The sequence below is a fragment of the Streptomyces sp. NBC_00090 genome, from assembly GCF_045160815.1.
In the GTDB taxonomy this organism is placed as follows: domain Bacteria; phylum Actinomycetota; class Actinomycetes; order Streptomycetales; family Streptomycetaceae; genus Streptomyces.
This window is the reverse complement of sequence record NZ_CP108224.1, coordinates 1374968-1397430: the sequence shown is the minus strand read 5'-3', so window position 1 is coordinate 1397430 and position 22463 is coordinate 1374968. Positions and strand designations below refer to the sequence as shown.

The following is a 22463-nucleotide window of genomic DNA, read 5'->3' as shown; positions in this document are numbered from 1 at the left end:
CCGCCGGTCGTACGTGGCCGCTATGCCGGGGCGAAGGTCTGGGACTGGCGGCCGAGGCCGTCGATGGCGAGGTCGACCGTGTCGCCAGCGCGCAGATAGGGGGTGTCGGGCAGGCCGAGCGCGACGCCGGCCGGGGTGCCGGTGTTGATCACGTCGCCGGGGTTGAGGACCATGTGCTGACTCAGATACCAGACCAGGTACGGCACGTCGAAGATCATGTTCTTGGTGTTGCCGTCCTGGCGGAGCCGACCGTTGACGGACAGCCGCATCCCGAGGGCCTGCGGGTCGGGGACCTCGTCGGTGGTCACCAGCCAGGGACCGAGCGGGTTGAAGGTCTCGCAGGACTTGCCCAGGTCCCACTGCGAGGAGAAGTCCAGCTGGAACTCCCGCTCGGACACGTCGTTGCTGATCGCGTACCCGGCGATCACCTCACTCGCCCGCTCGGGGGAGTCGAGATAGCGGGCGGTCGATCCGATCACCACGGCGAGCTCCACCTCCCAGTCGGTGTGGGTGGACTTCCGGGGAATCAGCACCTGGTCGTGCGGGCCGACCACGGTGGAGGGGTCCTTCATGAACACCACCGGCCGGGCCGGGATCGTCGCGCCGGTCTCGGCGGCGTGGTCGCGGTAGTTCAGGCCGACGCACACCACCTTTCCCGGGCCGGCCACCGGCGGACCGATCCGCAGACCCGCGGGGTCGATCTCGGGCAGCACGCCGCCTTCGACGGCGCCGCGCAGCAGCTCAAGGCCGCCGTCGGCGAAGAACCGCCGGTCGAAGTCGCTCGTCACCGGTGCCGCGTCCAGGACCCGGCCGTCCGGGAGGAGCAAGGCGGGGCGTTCGGCCCCGGGCTCGCCCAGGCGCATCAGCTTCATGGGGTGTCCTCGTCACAGTTGGGCTGGTGCGGTCGACAGTACTCAGGCGGCTGCCGCCGAGCAAGCGATTCATCGGATCAATGCTCGGGGGCCGGCTCGGCAAAGGCGGCTCGCTCCGACTCGCGTAGATTTCGAGAATTGGCAGTTGGTGCGGCATTACCCGTGGATCGCACGCCTCCCTGGCGGCTTGCGGTGACGCTGTGCTCCATCCTCATACCTCAGATGAATGAGGGGATTCGCGAGGGCGCTGCCAGTGCGGCGGGAGATCCGACCTCTGGGAGCCCTCCTCGTCGGACCTCGTCTCGCGAGCAGGCGTTCGGCGAGGGGCGGCCGCAGCCGTCGGCGCCGGCGGCCTTCCGTCACAAGGAGCGGTTCCATGCGCCCATGCGGAGCGAAGAGCCCCACGCCGTCCGTGCGTGTCGTGCGTGCGCCTGGTCGCGGCCATGGGTGCGACCAGGCGCCGACGGTGGCCCAGGGCCGTCGGAGGGGGCCCGGTCGTCCCTCACGCGGGGGCAGGCGCAGGCCGCGGCGCGGGCGGTGTCGACGCCAACGCGGCGGCGGGGGGCTGTGGTTGGCCTCGCTGCAGTGGCGCGTGCCGTACTGACCCGGCGCGAAACAGGGGTGTGTCGCAAAACGCATGGTTGCGTTAACATGCGCCGTATGTCGATGGGGACGAGACACCGCTCGGCCTCATGTCGCCCACCGGTCGCCTCGGCGTGCCCCTTCCGGGCTCTCCTTTCATCGAAGGAGTCATGTCATGACTTTCCCGGACGACCCGTTCGGCCACAGAGGCTTCATCGCGGCGGCCGCGCTGACCGCGGGTGCGGTCGCGGCGCTTCCTGGTGGCATCGTGTCGTATACGGCCGCGGCCGCTGGGCCGCCCCAAGTGCCGCTGCCGCGGCGCGGTATGTACGACACCGTGGCGGCGTGGACGCGGCAAGGCCCTCGACAACCCGGCCGCGTCCACGGCGACCGGCCGGCCAGTCAGGAATGGGTGACCGTCGGCACCGTGGCAGTGGCGACCGGGGCGGCGTACCACCTGCCCGCGGTTCTCCGGGGCATCCGCCCCGCACTTGCTTACGGAGCCGTGAGCACCTGAACGTCCGAGGTCGCGATGGCCCGGTCGACCGCCGCGGGGCTGAGGGTGTGCTCGATGACCATGACGGCGGCGCCGATGACGCCGGCGCGGTCGTCGAGTTGTCGTCCTCGGATGGAGAGGTGCTGGGTGGCCAGCGGGAGGGAGCGGCTGTAGACGACCTCGCGCACCCCGGCGAGCAGGTGCTCTCCGGCCTCCGAGATGTCGCCGCCGATGACGATCACCCCCGGGTTGAAGAAGTTCACGAGCGCGGCCAGGACGTCGCCGATGTCCCGGCCCGCCTGACGGATCAACTGGATCGCGGTCGGGTTGCCGGCCCGGACCAGGGCCACCACGTCCCGGCCGTCCGCGGCGTCCAGCCCCGAGTCCCGGAGGCGTGCGGCGAGGGCGCCGCCCCCGGCCACCGCTTCGAGGCAGCCGGTGTTTCCGCAGCGGCATGGCTCGTTCGCGGCCCCGGCCACCTGGATGTGGCCGATGTCGCCGGCCGAGCCCTGGGCACCGCGGTGGAGTCGGTGCTCCGTGATGATGCCGCAACCGATACCGGTGCCGACCTTCACGAAGAGGAGGTGCTCGACCTCGGGGCTGGCTGCCCAGTGTTCGCCGAGGGCCATGATGTTGACGTCGTTGTCGACCAGGACGGGGGCGCCGAGGCGGGGTGCGAGCCAGCCGGGCACGTCGAAGCCGTCCCAGCCCGGCATGATCGGTGGATTCACGGGCCGGCCCGACGTGTGCTCGACGGGGCCGGGGAGACCGATGCCCACGCCGCACACATCCGCGAGGGTGCGCCCGGCCTCGGCCAGCAGCTCCGTGAACTCGTCGACGAGCCAGCCCAGGACGCGCTCCGGACCCTCGGTGATCCGTATGTCGCGGCTGCGTTCGACGAGCACGCGGGTGGCGAGGTCCGTGACGGCGATCCGCGCGTGGGTGACTCCGAGGTCGGCCGCGAGGACCGTCCGTGCCCCGGAGTTGAAGGAGAAGGCCACGGCGGGCCTTCCTCCCGAGAAGATCGCGTCGTCCGAGGGCCGGATCCACTGTTGGTCCGCCAGGGCGTCGAGCCGCTGGGTCACGGTCGACCTGGCGAGGCCGGTGAGCTGCACCAGCTCGGTGCGGGTGCGTGCGCGGCCGTCGCGCAGGATCGCCAGAAGGGCGCCGGCGCCTGCCGGTTCGGTGGTCAAGTGCTGCCTCCATCCATGTCGGTGCTGCGGCTGGTGGGATCCACTAATCATAACTCCCGGCGTATTTATGGTTGACAGCCGTAATAAGTCATCCCTAGGATCCGAAACATGCTCGATATGCGATGACAGTCGGCGGAAGTCGGGGTAGGTATCGTAGGAACTGGCTTCATTGGCCGGATCCACGCCCGAGCCGCCCGACAGGCCGGCGCCCGCTTGGTGGGCATCGCGGGAGCGGACCTTGCCAATGCCACGGAGGGCGCCGAGGCGCTCGGCGCCGAGAAGGCCTTCGATTCGGTCACGGAACTGATCACGTCCGGCCTGATCGACGTCCTCCACGTCTGCACCCCCAACCATCTGCACGCCCCCATCGCGCTCGAGGCGATGGACGCCGGTCTGGCCGTGATCTGCGAGAAACCGCTGGCGACCGAGGCCCCGACGGCACAGCTGATGGCCGAACAGGCCAAGGGCGCGGGGGTGGTGGCCGCCGTCCCCTTCGTATACCGCTTCCATCCGATGGTCAGGGAGGCCAGGGAGACCAGCCTGCTCCGCGCCAAGTACGACCAGCATCCCGAGCTGGCCGAGATCCTGCTGGCGACGGACGACGCCACCATGATCTACGACGACATGGACTCGACCTTCTGGGGTGACAACGCCGGCCGAGGCCGCAACTGGACGGGCCGTCTCCTCGAACTTGTCCGCTCTGAACTGCACATGCAGCGAACCGGGATCCCCGGGCTGTGACCAAGACAGGCGTGTAACCCCCAAGGCCAGTCAATCCTCATTGACACTGATCAAGCTTCGGTGAGACAGGACACGAGGGATCTGCCAGCAGCCCGAACGGGTGCTTGTCCTTTGACAGCGAAGTTACTGAGGTTGAACTCGTGATGTCGTAGGGGCTGACGTCTCGTCGCTCGCTGCGGTATCACCTGAAGCGTGCGGTATCCACAAGGGGGCGGGCTGACCGCCGAACGGCAGCAGTTCCGCGAGGAGTTACGGCTCCAGGCAGCGGAACGGTTCGCCCGGGGTGAGGCGAGCTCGGTGATCGCCAAGGGCCTGCGGGTCAGCGTCCGCTCGGTGCAGCGGTGGCGGCGGATGTGGGACGAGGGCGGTCCGCGGGCTTTGCGGTCGCAGGGGCCGGCGTCACTGCCGAGGCTGAGCGAGAAGCAGTTCGCCCAGCTGGAGGCGGAGCTGGCCAAGGGCCCGGCCGCGCACGGCTGGGAAGACCAGCGCTGGACCCTGAGCCGTGTGAAGACGGTGATCGGTCGACGCTTCCACCTGACCTACACCGTCCAGGGCGTGCGCAAACTGCTGGTGCGCAACGGTTGGTCCTGTCAGGTGCCGGCCCGACGGGCGATGGAACGCGATGACGCCGCGGTGGCCGGGTGGGTCAAGGAGGTGTGGCTCTGCGCGGAAGACTCGCGGCGGTGAGTGGAGCCTGGCTCGTCTTCGAGGACGAGGCCGGATTCTCCATGACGCCGCCGCAGGCCAGGACCTGGTCGCAGCGTGGGCGGACCCCGGTGGTGCGGGTGCGGGGCCGTTCCCGCAGACGGATATCGATCGCCGCGCTGACCTGCTACAAACCCGGCCACCGATCCCGGCTGATCTACCGGCCGCGCCGGGACGACGGTCAGCGCGACGGCCGCAAGAGTTTCTCCTGGCGCGACTACCGCGATCTGCTGATCGCCGCTCACCAGCAGCTCGGCGGCCCGATCGTGCTCGTCTGGGAATCCGACGCGGTCTACGGCACATCCAGTACCGCAGCGACCTCATAGACGGCTGCCTTGCCGAGACCGGCCTGACCATCAGACCCGCCTGAGCAAGGACGCGACATCACGAGTTCAACCTCAGTAGTCGCTCTGTTCGCGTTGGCCTGCGGCGACTGGATTGATTGGCAAACGATCAGGTAAGGCGAGTCGGCCACCGGTGTGGGATGGATGAACCCATGTCGCCGCGCTGGGCGACCCTCCGTCACATAGGGAGCGAGAACAGCCGTACTGGCCCCGAGGGCCAGCGGGCATCGTCGCGCAGGGGCGTCACCATAGTCCGCAGCGGCATAGTCACCAGGCGGCCTTCGGGTTGTTCGACGAGTACCGCCTTGTCGAGTGGGTGCCATCCGAGGCGCTGGTAGAGCGACACGAGGGGAGGTCGGCAGAACAGGAGTGCGTGCTGAGGACCCATCGTGCGGGCGTGCTCCAGGGCAACTGTGACGACGAGCCGAGCCAGGCCCTGACCTTGCATGCCGGGTGCGACGGCCACCCCGCCGACGCCCACCACCTCTGTGTCGGCGTCGCCGATCGCGACAGGCAGTCGCAGCAGACCAGCGTGTGCCACGAGCCGGTCTTCGTGTCTGATGCCGAAGTGTTCTTCCTTCGGCAGCCAGGTCAGACCGGTCGAGGCGACACCGAAGGGATCATCGCCGTTGCCAAGGATCTCTTCCTGGTCCGCCTTCGTGTACTGGGGGAGCTGCACCACAGTGGGTGCCGCAGCGGATCGGTTGTCAGACATTCCCACATGATGATCTCTCCGCGGAGCACTGGCCAAGCCGGTTCTCCGCCGACACCGGGCGCTGTCGCTCCCGATCGACAGACCGTGTCAGGGCTCAGTGGTAAAGCGCGCGGGTCGTGGGCGGGACCGGAAGTAGACGTTGATGGAGGAGCAGGACAGAGCGTGCCGACGCTCACGCTCGCCGTCGTGCGAATGCAGCCAGAACGGCTGCGAGGCGATCCCCACGACTCCGGGATCGAAGTCCATCAGCAGAAGCCGGTCCCGCTCCAGCCACGACTCGAAACCGACATGCCGCCCGGTCGTCGCCGCCCAGTACCAGCCCGAAAGGTGACGCTCGCCACGCGACCAGCGAAACGGCCGTACCGCGGCCACGTCCTCGAACCGCACTGTCGCACAGTCCAACAGCAGACGCCGCCGGGACTCGCGTACGGCATCCACGTACGACAGCTCGACATGCGACTCCGCAAGATCCGTCCCGACCGGTACGGCCATCCAGCACCCCCAGTACGTCCCCTCCCGTACGACTAGGTTCACTGGCAAGGAAGCCGAAACGACTGGGTTCGCTGTCAAACGCCTCGATTGGATGACAGCGGACAGTGCTCTTGTCCGTTCTCACCGAAGCCAGTCGTCGTCTCAACCCATCAACCCCAGGCTTGAGCTCAGGCCGGTCTCACAGATCCATACGCGGCCGAGACGTATGGGTAGGGCCGGCCGCCAACACGGTGCAGATTGCCCTGTTATCCCCGAACGTCAAGGGAGGCCGGGTCCCTCGTCCTCGCGAAACGGCGTCGGCACCACTCGTGCAGCGTCGGCCGCTCCTCCGCGGCGCGAGTCCGGTCCGCGCCGGACACCGAGGGGTCGGCCGCGAAGTCGATCTGGGCGGCGCACCGGTTGAGGTAGCTGGTGTACGGCTGGCCGGTGCTGTAGACCTGCCCCGCGCCGAACTCCCGCGTGCGTTCGTACACATGGATGTCGAGCCGTTCCCGCCAAGGCGGTCGATCGTCGCGGAGAGACGTTCGAGCGCGTACGTGGCACGGGGCCCGCCACCCACTACGGCGAGTCGGAAGACGTCAGGACCTTCACCGACACGGGCTTCCGGAGTCGCGTCGAACGGTCGATCTCCGAGCCATCCGGTCGGCGGCATCGGACGCAGGTAGTGCCGACCATCAGCCCTACCTCCCTGACCGAGAACTGGCATCGCGCTGCCCGCGAGCATCTTCATCACGAAAGCATCAAGGGTCTAGACCGTCGTCAGGTAACCTGGGCAGTAGACAGATCCTTAAGGCTTCGCTTCTTGCGGCGTGAACGTCCACTGAATCGACTGACCTTGGTCGAACGGCTGGTGCGGACGAGTTGCGGGTGTTGTTCCAGGGGGTGGTGGCGCCGACTGAAGTTTCCCCATGATCTTAGACACTCGTTCGTTATGCCGCGAGGGCGTGTTGATGCCGCTGCCTGGTCTCGGCCGGGGTGAGGTAACCGAAGATCTTGTGCTTGCGCAGGCGGCGGCGGTTGTAGAAGGTCTCGATGAAGGTGAAGACCTCGGCGCGGGCGGTGGCCCGGTCGGGCCAGGTCCGGGTTCCGATCTCTTCCTTGAGCAGGGCCCAGAAACTCTCCGCCGCGGCGTTATCGAAACATGATCCGGTGCGTCCGCAGCTCTGCCGTAGCCCCAACTCCCTTATTCGATCGCGGAATTGAGCTGAGGTGTACTCGCTTCCGCGATCGCTGTGGACCACGCATCCGGGCTCCAGACCGCCTCGGCCGTGGGCCATGGCGAGGGCGTCGACGACGAGCTCGGCGCGGTGGTGGTCGGCCATGGCGTAGCCGACGATCTCGCGGGTGGCCAGGTCCAGCCAGCAGGCGAGGTAGAGCCAGCCCTCGGCCGTCGGGAGGTAGGTGATGTCGCCGACCAGCTTGGTGCCGGGGCGCTCGGCGTGGAAGTCGCGGCCGATCAGGTCCGGGGCCGGCTTCGCCTTCGCATCCGGCCGGGTCAGCGAGCGGTGCTTGCGGCGGGTGACGCCGCGGATGTCGCGCTCGCGCATGACGCGGGCGATGCGCTTGTGGTTCACACGGTGCCCCAGACGCCGTAGTTCGGCGTGGATGCGCGGGACGCCGTAGGTCTTGCGGGAGGCGATGTGGAGCACGGTGATCTCGTGCGCGAGTGCGTCGTCGGCCGCCTGGCGCTCTCGGCGGGCGGCCTCGCCCTCGTGCCAGGCGTAGTAGGAGGAGCGGGTCACGCGCAGCACCCGGCACAGCAGCACGATCGGGTAGTTCGCCTTCTCCGCGTGGATCAACCGGTACAACGTGGTCACCGGTCGCTCTCCTTCACGAAGAAGGCCGTCGCTTTTTTCAGGATCTCGATCGTCTGCTGCTGCTCGCGGTTCTCCCTGCGCAGCCGGCGCAGTTCCTCGCGCTCGGCGCTGGTCAGCTCGCCCGTGGCGCCCTCGCCCCGGCCGGCCTTGGCCTGGCGGTACCAGCCCCGCAGGGACTCGGAGCTGATGCCGAGTTCCCGGGCGACGGCGGTAACCGTCTTTCCCGAGGAATCGACGAGCGCGATCGCGTCCCGCTTGAACTCCTCGGTGTACCGCTTCGTGTACTTGCTTCCCACCTGGTGCTACTTCCTCTGGAACCTCAGGTCCCAGTCTCCAGGTGTCCACGATCAAGGGGAAGCTTCACTGCCGGGCCCGGTTGTCTCCGACGGTATGGGTTTGAGCGCAAGCCTGAACTCATGGGATCACCTGTGGACGACCACTGTCGACTCTTCGGTTCCCGCTGTCGCACGAGCGCTGCCTTGGATCGTGCTGTTGGCACTGGTTCTCTGGCACAACTGGCGCACTCGGTCGCGGAACCTGGTGTGAAGGGCCCGACGATGACCCGCCGTGAATCAGCTGGGACGATGGGGGCAACGCCCATCCGGAAGAGCGCCAAGAGGGCTCGCGTCAAGGAGACTCGGCGCACGGCGTCGCTGCTCGGCCCGCTGCGGGCCGAGATGCGGCTGGCCGCTCTGCCCGCTCTCGTACTCGGCGTGCTTGTGGCAGCGGCAGCGGTGACGCGTGCCGTTCTCCTGTATCTCGATGGTGCCAACCGCGGAGTGAACGGTCTGGACAAGAGCATCCTTGCGCTCGACACCCCGGCCGGGGCCCTCCAGGCTGCGGCATGGCAGCATTCCTCACTGCTCGGGCTGTTGTTCGTCGCCCTCATCGGAGGAGTGGTACTGGCTGAAGGGCTTGAAGGTGGGACATGGTCGCTCGTGCGGCTGTACCAAGCACGTGTCTTCCTGCTCGTGGTACGCAAGCTGCTCATCGTGCTGTTCCTTGCGGCACTCAGCGTGATCTTTACCGCAGTGACGCTGTGGGCGGCCGTCCACCTCAGCCAGGCCCTTCAGCCACCAGCGGGACCGGTGAATGACCTACTGCCGGCAGGCCAGGCGTCCCAGGAAAGCCTGAGGCAACTGCCTGACTGGGGCAAAGCCTGGGAAGCCTATGCCAAGGCCCTCCTCGTTCTGTCGTTCTTCGCCACGTTCACCGCATGCGCGGCCGCCGCTGCGCGAGCCGTTATCACCGGTGCCGTACTGGGCGCGGGTCCTGTGGCTGTGACCCTGCCTCTCGTGACCACGGACTTCCGTGCGTGGATGCCCCATTACTGGATCGCCTCGTGGATGGAGTTCTCCGAGGACGGACAGTGGAAGCTCTACTGGTGGAGTGCTTCGCCCGGGTCCCCGAACTCGAGCACGGCCTTGGCGGTGCTGTCCCTCGTCGGCGTAGTCCTGTTGTCGGCCACGTGGCTGCTTCTTCGTACGGAGAGGTCCCTGTCACCGCGCGCGTGAGAACACAAGCGGTCTGCCGAGCTTGAGCGGCTGCTCGCCCTGGTCAACACAGGTGCTGAGTCCGGTCGATGGAGCAGAACCGTGTGGTTGAACAGCTACATCGCGTGGTCGATCTCCGCCGGCGCGATCGTGCTCTTGAATACTCACCCGTGCCCGGCGCCTCCCCGTCTTCGACCAGCCCTGTGCTCAGGGCTCCGGAGTGGGGAGGCCAGCTTTCTCAGCGTCCCTGGTGCGCCGTACTGCGATCAAGGGTGCATCGTCGACCCGTCACGGAATTGAGGTATGCCTCGTGTTCATCTCGTCGACGCGTTCGACGGCGCAACGGAGGGCATTCGTGGCGGCGGTCGTCATGACCGTGTTGGCCTTCCTGCAACAGATGATGCTCATGGTGGGCCTCGGAAGTTGGTTACCCGGATGGCAGCCATGGCCCTACCTGTTGATCGCTGTTCCGGCATGGTTGCTGGCCCGTTCCGGATGGAGCCAAACAGACGATCCGTATGCCCTGCTTCCTTTGATGGACAGGCTGCGGCAGGTGCCCCCGGCGATCTACGCCGCCGGGGTGCTCGCCCTGGCTGTCGGGGTGTGGGCCCTGCTTCAGGACCACGAGCCTCACCTCGGCCATGAGGAAGCGGTGTACGCCAACAAGGCCCGCGCATGGTTAGGCGAGACTCCGGATGCCGGCTGGGGTACGTACAGACCGGTCGGGCTTCCCGTAGTCGGGAGCGTTGCGCTCGCGCTCCATGACAGCGTCGGAGCCCTGCGGGTAGTAGCCCTCGTCCTGGTGCTTTTCACGCTGGCGACCACGTACCTGGTTGCCGCCGCCTGGACGTCACCCCGGCGGGGTGCGGTCATCATGCTCCTCGTACTCAGTGGGCTCGGGTTCCTTCGCCGAGTTCCGGAGTTCCTCAATGAGCCTTTTCCAACCTGGTGGCAGCAGCCACGAGTTGGACGCTCCTGCGCAACGACGAAGCTCCTGGTAGACGGTGTCACGACCAAGATCCACCGTCCTGCCAGGAGCCTCGCGTGCTTGTCTACCCGTCGTCGATCGACCTGTCCAGTCGCACCCTGCGGTATCTGGCCGGACAACTCACCTCCCGGCGGCAGGAGATCGGTACGCGGTGGCGACGACTGACACCAGGGCGTCAGGCCCTGCTCGCCCTCGCCCACCTGCGGTGTGGTGACACCTACGCCCAGCTCGCCGCCGGGTTCGGTATCGGGATCGCGACCGCCTTCCGCTACATACGCGAGGCCGTCGACGTACTGGCCGCCCTCGCCCCATCCCTGGCCGAGGCGATGAAGACGATCCGGATGAAGGCGTTCGTGATCCTGGACGGCACCCTGCTGCCGATCGACCGGATCGCCGCCGACACCCCGTACTACTCCGGGAAACACAAACGCCACGGCATGAACGTCCAGGTCCTCACCGACCCGTTCGGACGGCTGCTCTGGGCCTCGCCGGCTCTGCCCGGATCGACTCACGACCTGACCGCCGCACGCCACCACGGGATCACCGAAGCCCTCGCCGATGCGGACCTCAAATGCTGGGCAAACAAGGCGTACCAAGGAGCCGGTGGACCTGTCCGGGTGCCCTTTCGCGGCCGTCGACTCAAGCGATGGAAGCGTCGTCACAACAGCACCCACGCCAAGATCCGCTGCCTCGGCGAACGCGCTATGGCCACCCTCAAGGGCTGGCGCCTCCTCCGGAAGCTCCGCTGCAGCACAAACCGGATCACGGACGTGGTGAAGGCCGTCGTCGTCCTTCACCACGCCTCAACGTGAGATTGGAAAAGGTTCACTACCTGCTCGATGAGCGCGGCCTTGGAGGACAGGCCGAGGCCAGACAGTCCCAAGGTTGCTGATCACAGAGGTGGTGAAGCGGGCAGGACAGAGCCCGTCGGTACCGAGGAGCCGAGCGCGTACAGCCCAGCCACAGTAACCCAGGTCTGTGTACAAGGCCCCAACATTGCCCACAGCCCGGAGGAACGCAGATCGACGGGATCCCCCCACGGGGGGGAGTGGCGTAGATCACCCGCATAGGCGGGACCCGCGCTGTCGCCTTACGTGATCTTTGTGAATCCTTGGCCGTTTTTTCCCTAGGTACTTTCACCAGTGCATCACAAGACGGTGCGTCAAGAACGTTAAGAAACTGAGGGATCATGACGCTTCACTCATCCGCGCCGGACCGGCGCGGACGGACTTGGTCCGGACGAAGAATCCGCTTCTTAGCAAGCGGTATCGCCCTGACCATGGCCATCACTATGTTGGACGGCGTTGGCTCGGCAACGGCCCAGCCGCAGCAAGCGCCTGCGGCCGAACCTAAGCAGGAGGCGGTGACGCAGGCAGCCGACATCGCGTCGGCGCGCGTGGCCGCGAAGCTGTCCGGCAAGAGGGTTGAGGCGCTCTCCGAGCGAACCGAGACGTCGACCACCTGGGCCAACAAGGACGGTTCTCTCACCACCGAACTGGCTGCCGGGCCGGTGCGTTTCCAGGACTCCGCTACGGGTGCCTGGCGCGACGTGGATGTTGACCTGGTCGCTCAGACTGACGGCTCGGTCGCTGCCAAGGCGCATCCAGAAGGTCTGACCTTGGCCGGAAAGACGGGTGTGCCCGCGCGCTCCTTACGTGCAGCCCAGACAGCCGCCGCCACTGATCTGGTCACGCTCGGCCAGGGTGACGAACAGATCACCCTGCAGTGGCGGGGCGGGTTGCCCGCGCCGCGGCTGGACGGCACGCGTGCCACCTACGTGAACGCGGTGCCCGGCGCCGATGTGGTGGTCGAGGCCACCCGCACGGGTTTCGAGCAATTCGTCGAGCTCAAGCAGAGGCCCACCACCGACGGCTTCTCCTACACGCTGCCGCTCCGGACCAAAGGCCTGAAGGTCGAGCAGCAGGCCGACGGCAGTGTGCTGTTCACGGACAAGAAGTCGAAGAAGACCGCGACGATGCCGGCCCCGGTGATGTGGGACGCCACCGTCGACGAGGTCTCCGGTGAGCACACCCGCCGTTCCAGGGTCGCGATGAAGGTCGTCAAGACGAAGGGCGGTGTCGATCTGGTCATCACTCCGGACGCGGCCTTCCTTGCCGACCCGGCCACCAAGTACCCGGTCACCGTCGACCCTTCCACCTCGGCTCTGGGGAACCTGTTCGACACCTACGTCCAGCAGGGGGAGACGGTCGACTGGTCTGCTGACACCGAACTCGACCTCGGCAACCCGGGGACGAAGAACGCGGACGGCACGTACCGCATCGCCCAGTCCTACATCACCTGGAACACCGCGCCGGTCTCCGACGCCATGGTCTCCAGCGCCACCCTGAGCCTGTGGAACTTCCACTCCGGCAACACCGACTGCACCGCGCAGCCGTGGGAGGTGTGGACGGCGAACAACGCCTCCACCGCCTCCCGCTGGACGAACCGGCCGGCCATGGTGACCAAGATGGCCACCTCCACCCAGACCAAGGGAAACCCGGGTTGCTCCACGCAGCCCGACGGGTGGATCAACGCCGATGTCACCAGCCTGGTCCAGCACTGGGCGAACAACAAGTGGTCCTACGCCGGCATGGGACTGAAGGCCACGGACGAGAACGACATCAAGGAGTGGAAGCGGGTCAACTCCGCCAACGCCGCCTCGAACGTTCCGAAACTGACCGTCACCTACAACTACCGGCCGCGAACCGGCACCAAGCAGGAGGCAGGCCCGCCGTACTTCTCCTACAGCGGCGCCTACGTGGTGAACACGGTCACGCCGACGCTGCGGGACACCTTCGTCGACGCCAACGGTGACAAGGTCAACGGCACCTTCCAGATTTTCGACTCCGCCACCGACACGCAGGTCGGCGATGTCATCGTCTCCCCGTGGGTGAACTCGGGTCAGGTCGCCTCCGTGGCCGTACCGGTCGGCGTGCTGACCAACGGCAAGACGTACAAGTTCCGCACCTCGCCCTACGACGGAGCCCACTACAACCTGGGCTGGTCGGAGTGGAAGACCTTCACGGTCGACACCACCGCACCATCCGCCCCCACCGGCATCACCTCGACGGACTACCCGTCCACCGCGTGGGTCAAGGGCGCGGGACAAGCCGGAGCCTTCACCGTCACACCGAACGGCACCGACCACAACTGGCTGGAGTGGTCACTGGACGGCGTGACCTGGACCAAGGTCGCCACCGGAGGCTCCACCACCGCCAAGACCATCACCGTCACCCCGCCCAGGGACGGCACCCACACCCTCCAGGTGCGGGCAGTCGACAAGGCGGACAACAAGTCCGAACCGGTTGAGTACACCTTCCACGCAGGGCCCGGAGGCTTCCTCCAGCCGACCGACGGCGAGCGCACGGCCAAGCGTCTCCCTCTGATCGCCGAAGCGGACGCCAGCAAGTACGACAAGGTCAGTTTCTCCTGGCGCCGCGCCGCGGCCGACCCCTGGGTGCAGATACCCGCGGCGGATGTCCTCTCCGGCGGCACGGCTCTGACCTCGTGGCCCGTTGCGCTCACAGCAGGCAAGAACACCCCGCTGGTATGGAACGCCACTGACACCGTCGACCCCGACGGCAGCATTCAGATCAAGGCCGATTTCACCGGCCCCGGTTCCGCATCGGGGAGCACCGAACCACTGGCCGCCGTCGTCGATCGCAATGCGGAGGGCGCCTCCGCCGAGCGGCTCGGACCTGGCCTGGTGAACCTGCTCACCGGCGACTACACGGTCTCCACCACTGACGTATCGGCGTTCGCGCTCAGCGTCTCGCGCACTGCGTCCTCCCGCACCCCCGACAAGGGTGCCAAGGCGGAGGGCCAGGCTCCGATCTTCGGCAAGGAGTGGGTCTCCGGCACCGTCGCACAGCTGACCGACTCCGCCCAGACACACATCCGCCGGGTGTCCGACACGGCCGTCGTCATGGTCTCGGCCGACGGCGACACCGTCCACTTCACTGCCAACGCGGCGAGGACCGGATGGATCCCGGAGCCGGGCTCCGAGGAGCTGACCCTCACCGGCAGCGTCACCGGCAACTTCACGCTCTCCGACACCGAGGGCATCGAGATCGTCTTCGCCAAGCCCGACTCGGCGGCCACCACCTGGCAGGTGTCCACGAGCGGCCCGGCCGGCCTCGCAGGCAGCACCACCACGCTCGTGTCCGAGACCGTCACCGTCGGCACCCAGAAGCTGGCCCGGCCCACGCGTGTCATCGCACCGAACTCCAGCGTGGCCTCCGGGACCTGTGCAGCAACTCCTTCCACCAAGGGCTGCCGCGTGCTGGAGTTCGTCTACGCGAATGCCACCACCGCCACGAGCAGCGCCTTCGGGGACTACAGCGGTCAGGTGAAGGGGATCCGGCTCTGGGCGACCGAGCCCGGTGCTGCAGCCGCCACGGCGAAGACCGTCCAGGCATACGCGTACGACGACCTCGGCCGCCTGCGGGAAGCGTGGAATCCACTGCTCACGCCCGCGCTGAAGACCTCCTACACATACGAAACGTCTGGGCGCGTCACTCAGATCACTGAGCCGGGCGACCTGCCCTGGAACTTTACGTACGGCAAGGCGGGATCGGGGTCGGCCGCTGCCGACGGGATGCTGCTCACCGTGTCCCGCCCGGCGCTGCAGCAGGGAACCAAGGATGTGGTGACGGGGACCGCAGTGACGAGTGTCGTCTACGACGTTCCGCTGACCGGCACCAACGCCCCCTACAAGATGGGCGCCGCTGATGTGAAGGGCTGGGCCCAGACAGAGGCCCCGACGGATGCCACCGCCATCTTCCTGGCCGACGTCACCCCCTCCTCACACGCAGGCGGCGCCCTCGCCGCTGCCGACTACCGGCGCGCAAGCGCGCACTACCTCGGTGTCTCCGGCCGAGAGGTCAACACGATCATTCCCGGAGGACACACCACGACCACCGAGCACGATCGATTCGGCAACTCGGTCCGCGGGCTCACAGCAGCCAACCGGGCCCTCGCGCTCGGCCTCACCGCCGAGGACAGAGCACGCCAGGCAGAACTCGGCATCGCCCAACTCACGAGCACCGAGCGCGCCGAGCTGCTGTCCGACCGCTGGGTGTACAACGACGACGGCACGCGTCAGCTTGAGGAGTTCGGCCCGCTGAGCCGCGTCGACCTGACGGCAGACCTGAAGTCCGGCACCACGACGCTCGTCCCGGCGGGCACCTCGGTGACCGGCCGGTCCTGGACAGTCAACGAGTACGACACGGGTCGGCCCACGGATGGAACCGCCAAGGTCAAGGACCAGCTGACGAAGGTCACCACGGGCCTCCAGGTACGTGAGCACCCCGGCATCCGAGGCGAGGCGCGCGTCACGCAGACCGTCTACGACTGGAGCAAGGGCCTGGCCACCAAGTCCATCCAGGACCCCTCCGGCTTGGCGCTGACCACCACCACCGAGTACGACTCCCAGGGCCGGATCACGAAGAAGATCCAGCCCGGAGCCACGGCCACCAGCGCCTCCGCCCAGGTGATCACGTACTGGGCTGCGGGTGGCACCGGTGCCTGCCAGGGACGCCCCGAATGGGCCGACAGCGTCTGCTCGACAGGCCCCGGAGGCGCGATCACCGGCGGCGGATCGAACCCCGCTCAGCTGCCGGTCACCACCACCGAATACGACTGGTGGGGTAACCCCGCCAAGGTCACCGACACCGCGAACGGCGTCACCCGGACGACCACGACGTCGTACGACGCGGCCGGCCGCCCGACGACGGTGAAGACCACCGGAGGTACCGGCCAGGCGCTCCCGGAGGTCACCACGGAGTATGACCCGGCCACCGGGCGTGCGGTCAGGACCGTGTCCCCCACCGCTGGAACCATCACCAAGGAGTACGACAAGCTCGGCCGCCAGATTTCGTACGCAGACGCTGACGGCGGAAAGACCACCACGGAACTCGACCAGCTCAACCGGCCGGTCAAGGTGAGCGACACCGTTCCGTCGACCGTCACCTACACCTACGACCACGTCGCCGAGCCGCGCGGCCTCGCCACGGTCACGACCGACTCCGTCGCGGGCGCCTTCGTGGCCACGTACGACGCGGACGGTACCGTCACCGAGGAGAAACTCCCCGGCGGATACACCCTCTCGGTGACCCAGGACACCACCGGCGCGACCGTCAACCGCGTCTACACGCGCGACAGCGACGGGACCGTCGTCTACACGGACAGTGTGGCGACCACGGCCCACGGCCAGACCTCCCGGCATGCGGGATGGTCGGACCAGAACTACCAGTACGACGCTGTGGGGCGTCTGACCACCGTCGAGGACACCTCGCAGACGGTCTGCACCCGAAACACCTACGTGTTCGACACGCGGGCCAACCGCAAGTCCAAGACGGTTGCCGCGGCGGCGCCGGGGCTAGACTGCCCCATCACGGGAGGCACGACAACCTCCCACACGTATGACAGCGCGGACCGGCTTGTCGACGCCGGCTACGCCTACGACGCCTTCGGCCGCTCCACCGCGGTGCCGGCCAACGGCACGTTCAGCTACTACACCAACGATCTCGTTCACCAGCAGACAACAGGCGGCGAGCGCCAGACCTGGACCCTCGACCCGGCACAGCGATTCCGCTCCTGGACCGTGGAATCCGGCAGCGGCAGCACCTGGAGCACGCTGCAGACGAAGCTCAACCACTACTGCAACGAGTCCGACAGCCCTAGATGGATCGTCGAGGACACGGCGACGGGTGCTCTGACCCGGAACGTCGCCACCGCGAGTGGCAGCCTCACGGCGACCACGAGCAAGACCGGAGACCGGATCCTGCAGCTGGCCAACATCCATGGAGATGTGGCCCTGCTGCTTCCCCTCGACGGGGGTTCTGCTCCGCTCGCCGTTGACAGTGACGAGTACGGCAACCCGCGCGCCGGCCAGGCCGACCTCCGGTACGGCTGGCTTGGTGGAAAGCAGCGTTCCAGCGAGACCCTCAGCGGCCTCACCCTGATGGGCGTTCGCGTCTACAACCCCGCAACCGGGCGCTTCCTCTCCGTCGACCCGATCGTGGACGGTGGCGCGAACCTGTACGGCTACCCGGGCGACCCGATCAGCCAGTACGACCTCGACGGCCAGAAGTGGAAGTGCAAGGCCAAGTGCAGTCTGGAGGGACCTGCCGCCGAATGCACCGGTCCTGTCTGGGGCGCCGGCGAGGGCAAGACAGAGTCCGAAGCCGTGAAGCGAGCGAAGAAGGATGCCTCCAGCCAGGCGCCTCGCGGCTGTAAGACCAAGCACTGCCGGGCGGTGGAGTGCACGAAGAACCGCTTCAAGCAGTGGTGGGACTCCGACTTCAACCCCCGCACCATCCATCTGCGGAACCCTCCGAACTGGATGCGTCGGGCGAACCGCTGGTCCGGCGGCATCCTGTTCTACTCGCAGGTCTGGCGCGGTACGTACGGCAGCTGGTGCGGATGCGGTCCGTGATGGTCTGATCCCTCCTAGCTCGTAAGAATGGGGTCCGGTCGCCGGTCCTGGCAGCCGGACCCCTCCTCCTTCTCATCAAAGGGCTTGAAGATGAGTGACACTCCCGAGCTGTGGAAAGTCGTCATCTCCCTGGTGGCAACCAGGGAGCAAAAGGACGCTCTCGTCGACCGCTTTGTCGCCGACATATGTTCCGATCACCAACACGACGGTCCGTGTGAGACTCCTTGGGCGCTCCACGTGACCGAGGGCGCATCGCTGAGCACACGTGAGCAGAAGCGCCTGCGGGAAGAGATCGCGGACACCATGGAGGACTGAGCCTTGCAGGTCATGTCGTGATCATGAGCGGCCTCCCGCGCTACTGGGACCACGGCCCGCCGACATGCACCTCCACCGGGCAGCCGGTGACCTTACCCGGCCCGCTGGGCCGGTCCTCCAACTCGACTGCCAGTGCAGCCAAATACGCGTCAGACTTGCCCATTGCCGCCCGTGGCGGTGACAGTCACGTATAGTGACCGCCGCCGGGCGGAACGTCAGAGGTGAGCCCCTGCGAGAGCAGTCGTTGAGGGCTCCACAGGAGCAGGGAACCGGCCGCCGCAGCCAGGATCGCGACGAGCAGACCCAGTCGAACGGACGGTGTCATACGCACACGTCGAGTGTACGGGCGGCCCCGGTCGTGCCTTAGTAGGTGTTGTCGTACCGAACCTGAGACCGGTGTTTTCGCTGGCCAGGCATAGGTTCGGTGCTCCCGTGGGAGTGGTCGCCTGTTGTTTCATCGTTCCTGGGGAGGCCGTGGATGCCGTCGGTCGTGGGGTTGCTCGAGCAGCGTGAGCTGGGTGCTCGCCGTCGTGTGGACGAGCTGCGGGAGGAGGCCGACCGCGTCCAGGCCGAGCTGGCCGCGGCCGAGCGGGACTGGAAGGAGTGGGTCATCGCCCGATCGCGGGTCGGCGAGGTGCTGGGTCCGGTGGACGAGACCGAAGATCACGTCCGGACCGAGCGGGCGATGCCGGCCCAGGGGCAGGCCGAGGAGGCAGCACCGGTGTCAATGGCAGCGAGGCCGAAGTCGCAGGTGCCGGTGCGGCGCGAGGGGCTGGACGCGTCGGTGCTGTCGGTGGACTACCAGCGCATTCTGCAGGCTCTCGCGGACCGGCATTGCCTCCATCAGGGGCCGCTGACCTGCCAGGAGATGGCCGTCTTGTTCGGCCTGGACACCGTGCCGTCGAAGGTGGAGGCGTTGCGGTCGAAGGCGAAACGCCTGGTCGCGCGGGGCTGGCTTGCCGAGCCGGCGCCGGGCCGGTTCACGCTCGCGCGAGGCGTGAACGGGCCAGGCGGCGGGTCATGATCATGGTCATCGACCAGTAGGTCATCGCCTCGGCGCTGGCGGTGCGGCGTTCGTAGTCGCGGACCAGGCGGCGGGTGCGCATCAGGTGGGCGAAGAGGCGCTCGACGATCCACCGCTTGGGCAGCACGACGAAGCCGCGCGTGTCGTCGCTGCGCTTGACGATCGCCAGGACCAGGGCGAGCGCGGCCAGGCAGTGCTCGACGAGACTGCCGGTGTAGCCGCCGTCGGCCCAGACGAGTTCCAGCCGGTGGTGGGCGTCGGCCACCTGGGCGAGCAGCACTTTCGCGGCGGCGCGGTCACCGATGTCCGCGCTCGTAACCATGACGCCCAGCAGCAGGCCGAGGGTGTCGACCACGACATGCCGCTTGCGGCCGTTGATCAGCTTGCCGCCGTCGAAGCCGCGGCTGTCGGCGCCGACGACGGCGTCCGCCTTGACCGACTGCGAGTCGATCACGCCGGCCGTCGGCTCTGCATCCCGGCCCGCCCTCTCGCGGACCCGGTCGCGCAGCCGGTCGTGGAACTCCCTGACCAGCACGTGGTCGCGCCAGCGGCGGAAGAACGCGTAGACCTGGTCCCACGGCGGGAAGTCGGCCGGCATCGCCCGCCACTTGACGCCGTTGTCCACGAGATACCGGATCGCGTCCAGTATCGCCCGGTGGCAGTACGCCTCCGGCTGCCCGCCCCGGCCCCGCATCCAGCCCGGCACCGGCAGGAGCGGCCGGACCACAGCCCACTCCGTGTCCGTCATGTCCGATGGATACCTCCGAACACGTTCCGAGTGATCGGCCGCGTTCCCGAACCGGTGAGCGACACAATCACACGACGGAGCAGCCGAGTTGAACTCCACCGGCGCGAGCACGTACAACTGCGGCAACAGGGTCTCCTGGATCTCGGTTGGCTTCGCAACCCCGAGCTACCAAGAGGCCCTGCCTTCATGCCCGCGGCCGGCCGCGATCACCCGATCGAGACTCCCGTTCGACGCCCACCCCTCAAGATCGGAACGACAACAGCTACTAAGCCGAAGGCGGCGAAGAAGGCGGAGCTGCGCAAGCAGCGGAAGCGACTCCAGGAAGCCGCCAAGCGCCGTCTCGCCGCGCGGAACTCGCGCCGGCCTCGCTCCCGGCAGAGCCGGATCGGCAACGCTGCCGCGCGCCGCGACGCCCGCGCCCTGTCCCGGGTGCGGCACTCCAACGCCTGGCTGTGGTGACGATGCCGGGCATCGTCCACTGAGTGGAGCCCACTCCGGTGCGTCGGACGACGATGGACTCCACCGTGGTGTGCACCGCGATGGTGCGCCACCGCACCGGTGCACCGCACCACCTGACGATGCCCGGCACTCTCGCGCGCTGGTGCGCCGCACCTGATGCTCCGCACCGCACCGGTGCGCCCGCCGCCGGCGGCCCCTTGTCCGGGTGCGGCCGGACGCGCGCGGCCCCCTTGTCCGGCTCCGCTACACCCCCTTGTCCAGCTCTGCTACCGCGACGCTTCTCCTAATCCAGTGCGTAAGCAGACGGCCAGGGACCATGCAACGCCCCGGGACGACTGCTTGCGCTGGACAGCGAATGCCTGGATCCCCCCTGGCCGTCAAGGCCTCCTCAAAGAGCGGCATCGCTGTCCGTTGCGGGGTTCGCGGTGATGACGCGGGCGCCGGGCTGATGCCTCCGTTTCCCCGGGCCCTTGAGGCCTCTGTCAAGAGCGGCGCAGCCCGGCGCCTCCGTGATCACCGCGAAACTCGCAGGGCCAGGTCGGACGTTAATCGTCACGGCGCGAGCCCTCTCCAGGGTCGACCTCTTGTTCATCCGCGAGCCCGAGAGCTCTGCAGAAAGATCGAGCCCCTGGAGTTCGCTGGTGTCGCGAACGGCTACTGAGATGGCGGACCAACGAGTCCTTGGATTAGGGCGCCGCGTGACCCGCATGTGCTCGTGACCTGCATAAACGGACGGATCTGGGAGGACAGCTTGACCGTGTTCTGCGGCATCGACTGGGCAGAGCGTCACCACGACATCGCCCTCGTCGACGAAGCCGGCACTCTGCTCGCCAAAGCCCGTATCACCGACGACGTGGCCGGCTACCACAAGCTCCTGGACCTCTTGGCCGAGCACGGAGACAGCCCGGAAGATCCGATACCCGTGGCCATCGAGACCAGCCACGGCCTCCTGGTCGCGAGCCTGCGCACTGACAGCCGTCGGGTCTTCGCGATCAACCCACTCGCCGCCGCGCGCTACCGCGACCGCCACGGCGTCAGCCGAAAGAAGTCCGACCCGGGCGACGCCCTGGTCCTGGCGAACATCCTGCGCACCGACTGCACGCCCACCGGCCCCTGCCGGCCGACTCCGAACTCGCCCAGGCCATCACGGTCTTGGCCCGAGCCCAGCAGGATGCCGTCTGGACTCGGCAGCAGGTCGCCAGCCGGGTCCGCTCCCTCCTACGCGAGTACTACCCTGCTGCTCTGCTGGCCTTCCAGAGCAAGCAAGGCGGTCTGACCAGGGCTGACGCCCGCGTCATCCTCACTCTGGCACCGACTCCGGCCAAGGCCGCGAAGCTCACCCTCGCCCAGCTGCGGGCTGCCCTCAAACGCAGTGGCCGCCTCCGCGGCTGCGACGCGGAAGCCGAGCGGCTGCGGGACGTCTTCCGCGCCGAGTACGCCCACCAGCTGCCCGGCGTCGAGGATGCCTTCGGTCACCAGCTCCTGGCCCTGCTCAAGCAACTGGACGCCACCTGCCAGGCCGCGAACGATCTCGCGGAGGCGGCCACCGTCGCCTTTCACCAGCACACCGACAGCGAGATCCTGCTCAGCTTCCCCGGCCTGGGGCCCATGCTCGGTGCCCGCGTGCTCGCCGAGCTGGGCGACGACCGGGCACGGTTCGCCGACGCCCGGGCGCTGAAGTCGTACGCCGGATCCGCCCCCATCACCCGGGCCTCCGGCAAAAAGCGCTTCGTCGGCCGCCGATTCGTCAAGAACAACCGCCTCATCAACGCCGGCTTCCTCTGGGCCTTCGCCGCCCTCACCGCCTTACCAGGAGCGAACGCGCACTACCGACGCCGACGTGACCACGGAGACTGGCATGCCGCCGCACAGCGGCACTTGCTGCCCCAAGGTCGTGGTGCCACCACGTGGGAGGCGGCAGTCAGGTGGGCGTCGAGTACCCCGACGGTGGGATGCCCGCTGAGGCGCCGGTCCCACTGCCGGCCGGCCGCTGGAGGGTCCGCGCCATGCAGACCAAGGTGGACGAGGAGAACTGGGTCGG

16 protein-coding genes and 3 pseudogenes are annotated in these 22463 nt (G+C 67.7%); 11 read left to right on the top strand and 8 right to left on the bottom strand.

What is annotated here, in order from left to right; translation table 11 throughout:
• Positions 1-20: 20 nt before the first annotated feature.
• Positions 21-872, bottom strand: coding sequence for a fumarylacetoacetate hydrolase family protein (locus OG361_RS06020; protein WP_405852267.1), 852 nt, complete (start codon positions 870-872; stop codon positions 21-23).
• A 757-nt stretch (positions 873-1629) separates the two neighbouring features.
• Between OG361_RS06020 and OG361_RS06015 the strand changes: the two genes are divergently transcribed.
• Positions 1630-1971, top strand: coding sequence for a hypothetical protein (locus OG361_RS06015; RefSeq protein ID WP_405852265.1), 342 nt, complete (start codon positions 1630-1632; stop codon positions 1969-1971).
• On the opposite strand, the gene OG361_RS06010 is transcribed toward OG361_RS06015, so the two are convergent.
• The gene (locus OG361_RS06010; protein ID WP_405852263.1) at positions 1950-3143 is read right to left on the bottom strand and encodes an ROK family protein; all 1194 of its coding nucleotides are present in this window, start codon (positions 3141-3143) and stop codon (positions 1950-1952) included. The genes OG361_RS06015 and OG361_RS06010 overlap by 22 nt on opposite strands.
• Before the next feature lie 150 nt (positions 3144-3293).
• On the opposite strand from OG361_RS06010, the gene OG361_RS06005 reads away from it, so the two are divergent.
• The 3 genes and pseudogenes from OG361_RS06005 to OG361_RS05995 all read left to right on the top strand — a co-directional run bounded on the left by OG361_RS06005 (position 3294) and on the right by OG361_RS05995 (position 4959).
• On the top strand, positions 3294-3884 hold the full coding sequence (locus OG361_RS06005; protein WP_405862098.1) for a Gfo/Idh/MocA family oxidoreductase: 591 nt from the start codon (positions 3294-3296) through the stop codon (positions 3882-3884).
• A 192-nt stretch (positions 3885-4076) separates the two neighbouring features.
• Positions 4077-4571, top strand: a complete 495-nt coding sequence (locus OG361_RS06000) for a winged helix-turn-helix domain-containing protein (RefSeq protein ID WP_405852262.1) — start codon at positions 4077-4079, stop codon at positions 4569-4571.
• Between the two features lie 41 nt (positions 4572-4612).
• Positions 4613-4959: pseudogene (locus OG361_RS05995) on the top strand (hypothetical protein).
• 152 nt (positions 4960-5111) lie between these two features.
• On the opposite strand, the gene OG361_RS05990 reads toward OG361_RS05995, so the two are convergent.
• From OG361_RS05990 to OG361_RS05970, 5 genes and pseudogenes are all read right to left on the bottom strand, one after another.
• Positions 5112-5648, bottom strand: coding sequence for a GNAT family N-acetyltransferase (locus OG361_RS05990; RefSeq protein WP_405852260.1), 537 nt, complete (start codon positions 5646-5648; stop codon positions 5112-5114).
• Between the two features lie 87 nt (positions 5649-5735).
• Entirely contained in the window at positions 5736-6140 is a 405-nt protein-coding gene (locus OG361_RS05985) for a TnsA-like heteromeric transposase endonuclease subunit (protein ID WP_405852259.1), read from the bottom strand.
• Positions 6141-6385: 245 nt separating this feature from the next.
• Positions 6386-6625 (bottom strand): annotated as a pseudogene (locus tag OG361_RS05980) (FAD/NAD(P)-binding protein); the annotation flags it as partial.
• Positions 6626-7069: 444 nt separating this feature from the next.
• Complete coding sequence (locus tag OG361_RS05975; protein WP_405852257.1) at positions 7070-7957, bottom strand: IS3 family transposase; 888 nt, start codon at positions 7955-7957, stop codon at positions 7070-7072.
• A complete protein-coding gene (locus OG361_RS05970) occupies positions 7954-8253 on the bottom strand; it encodes a transposase (protein WP_405852256.1) in 300 nt (99 codons plus the stop codon). The genes OG361_RS05975 and OG361_RS05970 overlap by 4 nt, the downstream gene beginning before the upstream one ends.
• A 261-nt stretch (positions 8254-8514) precedes the next feature.
• Between OG361_RS05970 and OG361_RS05965 the strand changes: the two genes are divergently transcribed.
• The 5 genes from OG361_RS05965 (at position 8515) to OG361_RS05945 (ending at position 19215) form a co-directional block, all read left to right on the top strand.
• On the top strand, positions 8515-9471 hold the full coding sequence (locus OG361_RS05965) for a hypothetical protein (RefSeq protein WP_405852255.1): 957 nt from the start codon (positions 8515-8517) through the stop codon (positions 9469-9471).
• Positions 9472-10494: 1023 nt separating this feature from the next.
• Entirely contained in the window at positions 10495-11250 is a 756-nt protein-coding gene (locus OG361_RS05960) for a transposase family protein (RefSeq protein ID WP_405852253.1), read from the top strand.
• A gap of 467 nt (positions 11251-11717) precedes the next feature.
• Positions 11718-17876, top strand: a complete 6159-nt coding sequence (locus tag OG361_RS05955) for a DNRLRE domain-containing protein (protein WP_405852251.1) — start codon at positions 11718-11720, stop codon at positions 17874-17876.
• Positions 17877-17966: 90 nt separating this feature from the next.
• Positions 17967-18191, top strand: a complete 225-nt coding sequence (locus OG361_RS05950; protein WP_405852250.1) for a hypothetical protein — start codon at positions 17967-17969, stop codon at positions 18189-18191.
• 478 nt (positions 18192-18669) lie between these two features.
• On the top strand, positions 18670-19215 hold the full coding sequence (locus OG361_RS05945; protein ID WP_405852248.1) for a hypothetical protein: 546 nt from the start codon (positions 18670-18672) through the stop codon (positions 19213-19215).
• On the opposite strand, the gene OG361_RS05940 is transcribed toward OG361_RS05945, so the two are convergent.
• Complete coding sequence (locus tag OG361_RS05940) at positions 19172-19963, bottom strand: IS5 family transposase (RefSeq protein ID WP_405852246.1); 792 nt, start codon at positions 19961-19963, stop codon at positions 19172-19174. The two genes, OG361_RS05945 and OG361_RS05940, sit on opposite strands and share 44 nt — an antisense overlap.
• Positions 19964-20149: 186 nt before the next feature.
• On the opposite strand from OG361_RS05940, the gene OG361_RS05935 reads away from it, so the two are divergent.
• The gene (locus OG361_RS05935; protein WP_405852244.1) at positions 20150-20422 is read left to right on the top strand and encodes a hypothetical protein; all 273 of its coding nucleotides are present in this window, start codon (positions 20150-20152) and stop codon (positions 20420-20422) included.
• Between the two features lie 736 nt (positions 20423-21158).
• Positions 21159-22306: pseudogene (locus tag OG361_RS05930) on the top strand (IS110 family transposase); the annotation flags it as partial.
• Between the last annotated feature and the right edge of the window lie 157 nt (positions 22307-22463).

Bases quoted from the DNA above. Each gene is read 5' to 3' on its own strand.
- OG361_RS05940 (WP_405852246.1), bottom strand. From the start codon at position 19,963: ATGACGGACACGGAGTGGGCTGTGGTCCGGCCGCTCCTGCCGGTGCCG.
- OG361_RS05945 (WP_405852248.1), top strand. From the start codon at position 18,670: ATGCCGTCGGTCGTGGGGTTGCTCGAGCAGCGTGAGCTGGGTGCTCGC.
- OG361_RS06020 (WP_405852267.1), bottom strand. From the start codon at position 872: ATGAAGCTGATGCGCCTGGGCGAGCCCGGGGCCGAACGCCCCGCCTTG.
- OG361_RS05935 (WP_405852244.1), top strand. From the start codon at position 20,150: ATGCCCGCGGCCGGCCGCGATCACCCGATCGAGACTCCCGTTCGACGC.
- OG361_RS05950 (WP_405852250.1), top strand. From the start codon at position 17,967: ATGAGTGACACTCCCGAGCTGTGGAAAGTCGTCATCTCCCTGGTGGCA.
- OG361_RS06015 (WP_405852265.1), top strand. From the start codon at position 1,630: ATGACTTTCCCGGACGACCCGTTCGGCCACAGAGGCTTCATCGCGGCG.
- OG361_RS05985 (WP_405852259.1), bottom strand. From the start codon at position 6,140: ATGGCCGTACCGGTCGGGACGGATCTTGCGGAGTCGCATGTCGAGCTG.
- OG361_RS05955 (WP_405852251.1), top strand. From the start codon at position 11,718: ATGGCCATCACTATGTTGGACGGCGTTGGCTCGGCAACGGCCCAGCCG.
- OG361_RS05965 (WP_405852255.1), top strand. From the start codon at position 8,515: ATGACCCGCCGTGAATCAGCTGGGACGATGGGGGCAACGCCCATCCGG.
- OG361_RS05990 (WP_405852260.1), bottom strand. From the start codon at position 5,648: ATGTCTGACAACCGATCCGCTGCGGCACCCACTGTGGTGCAGCTCCCC.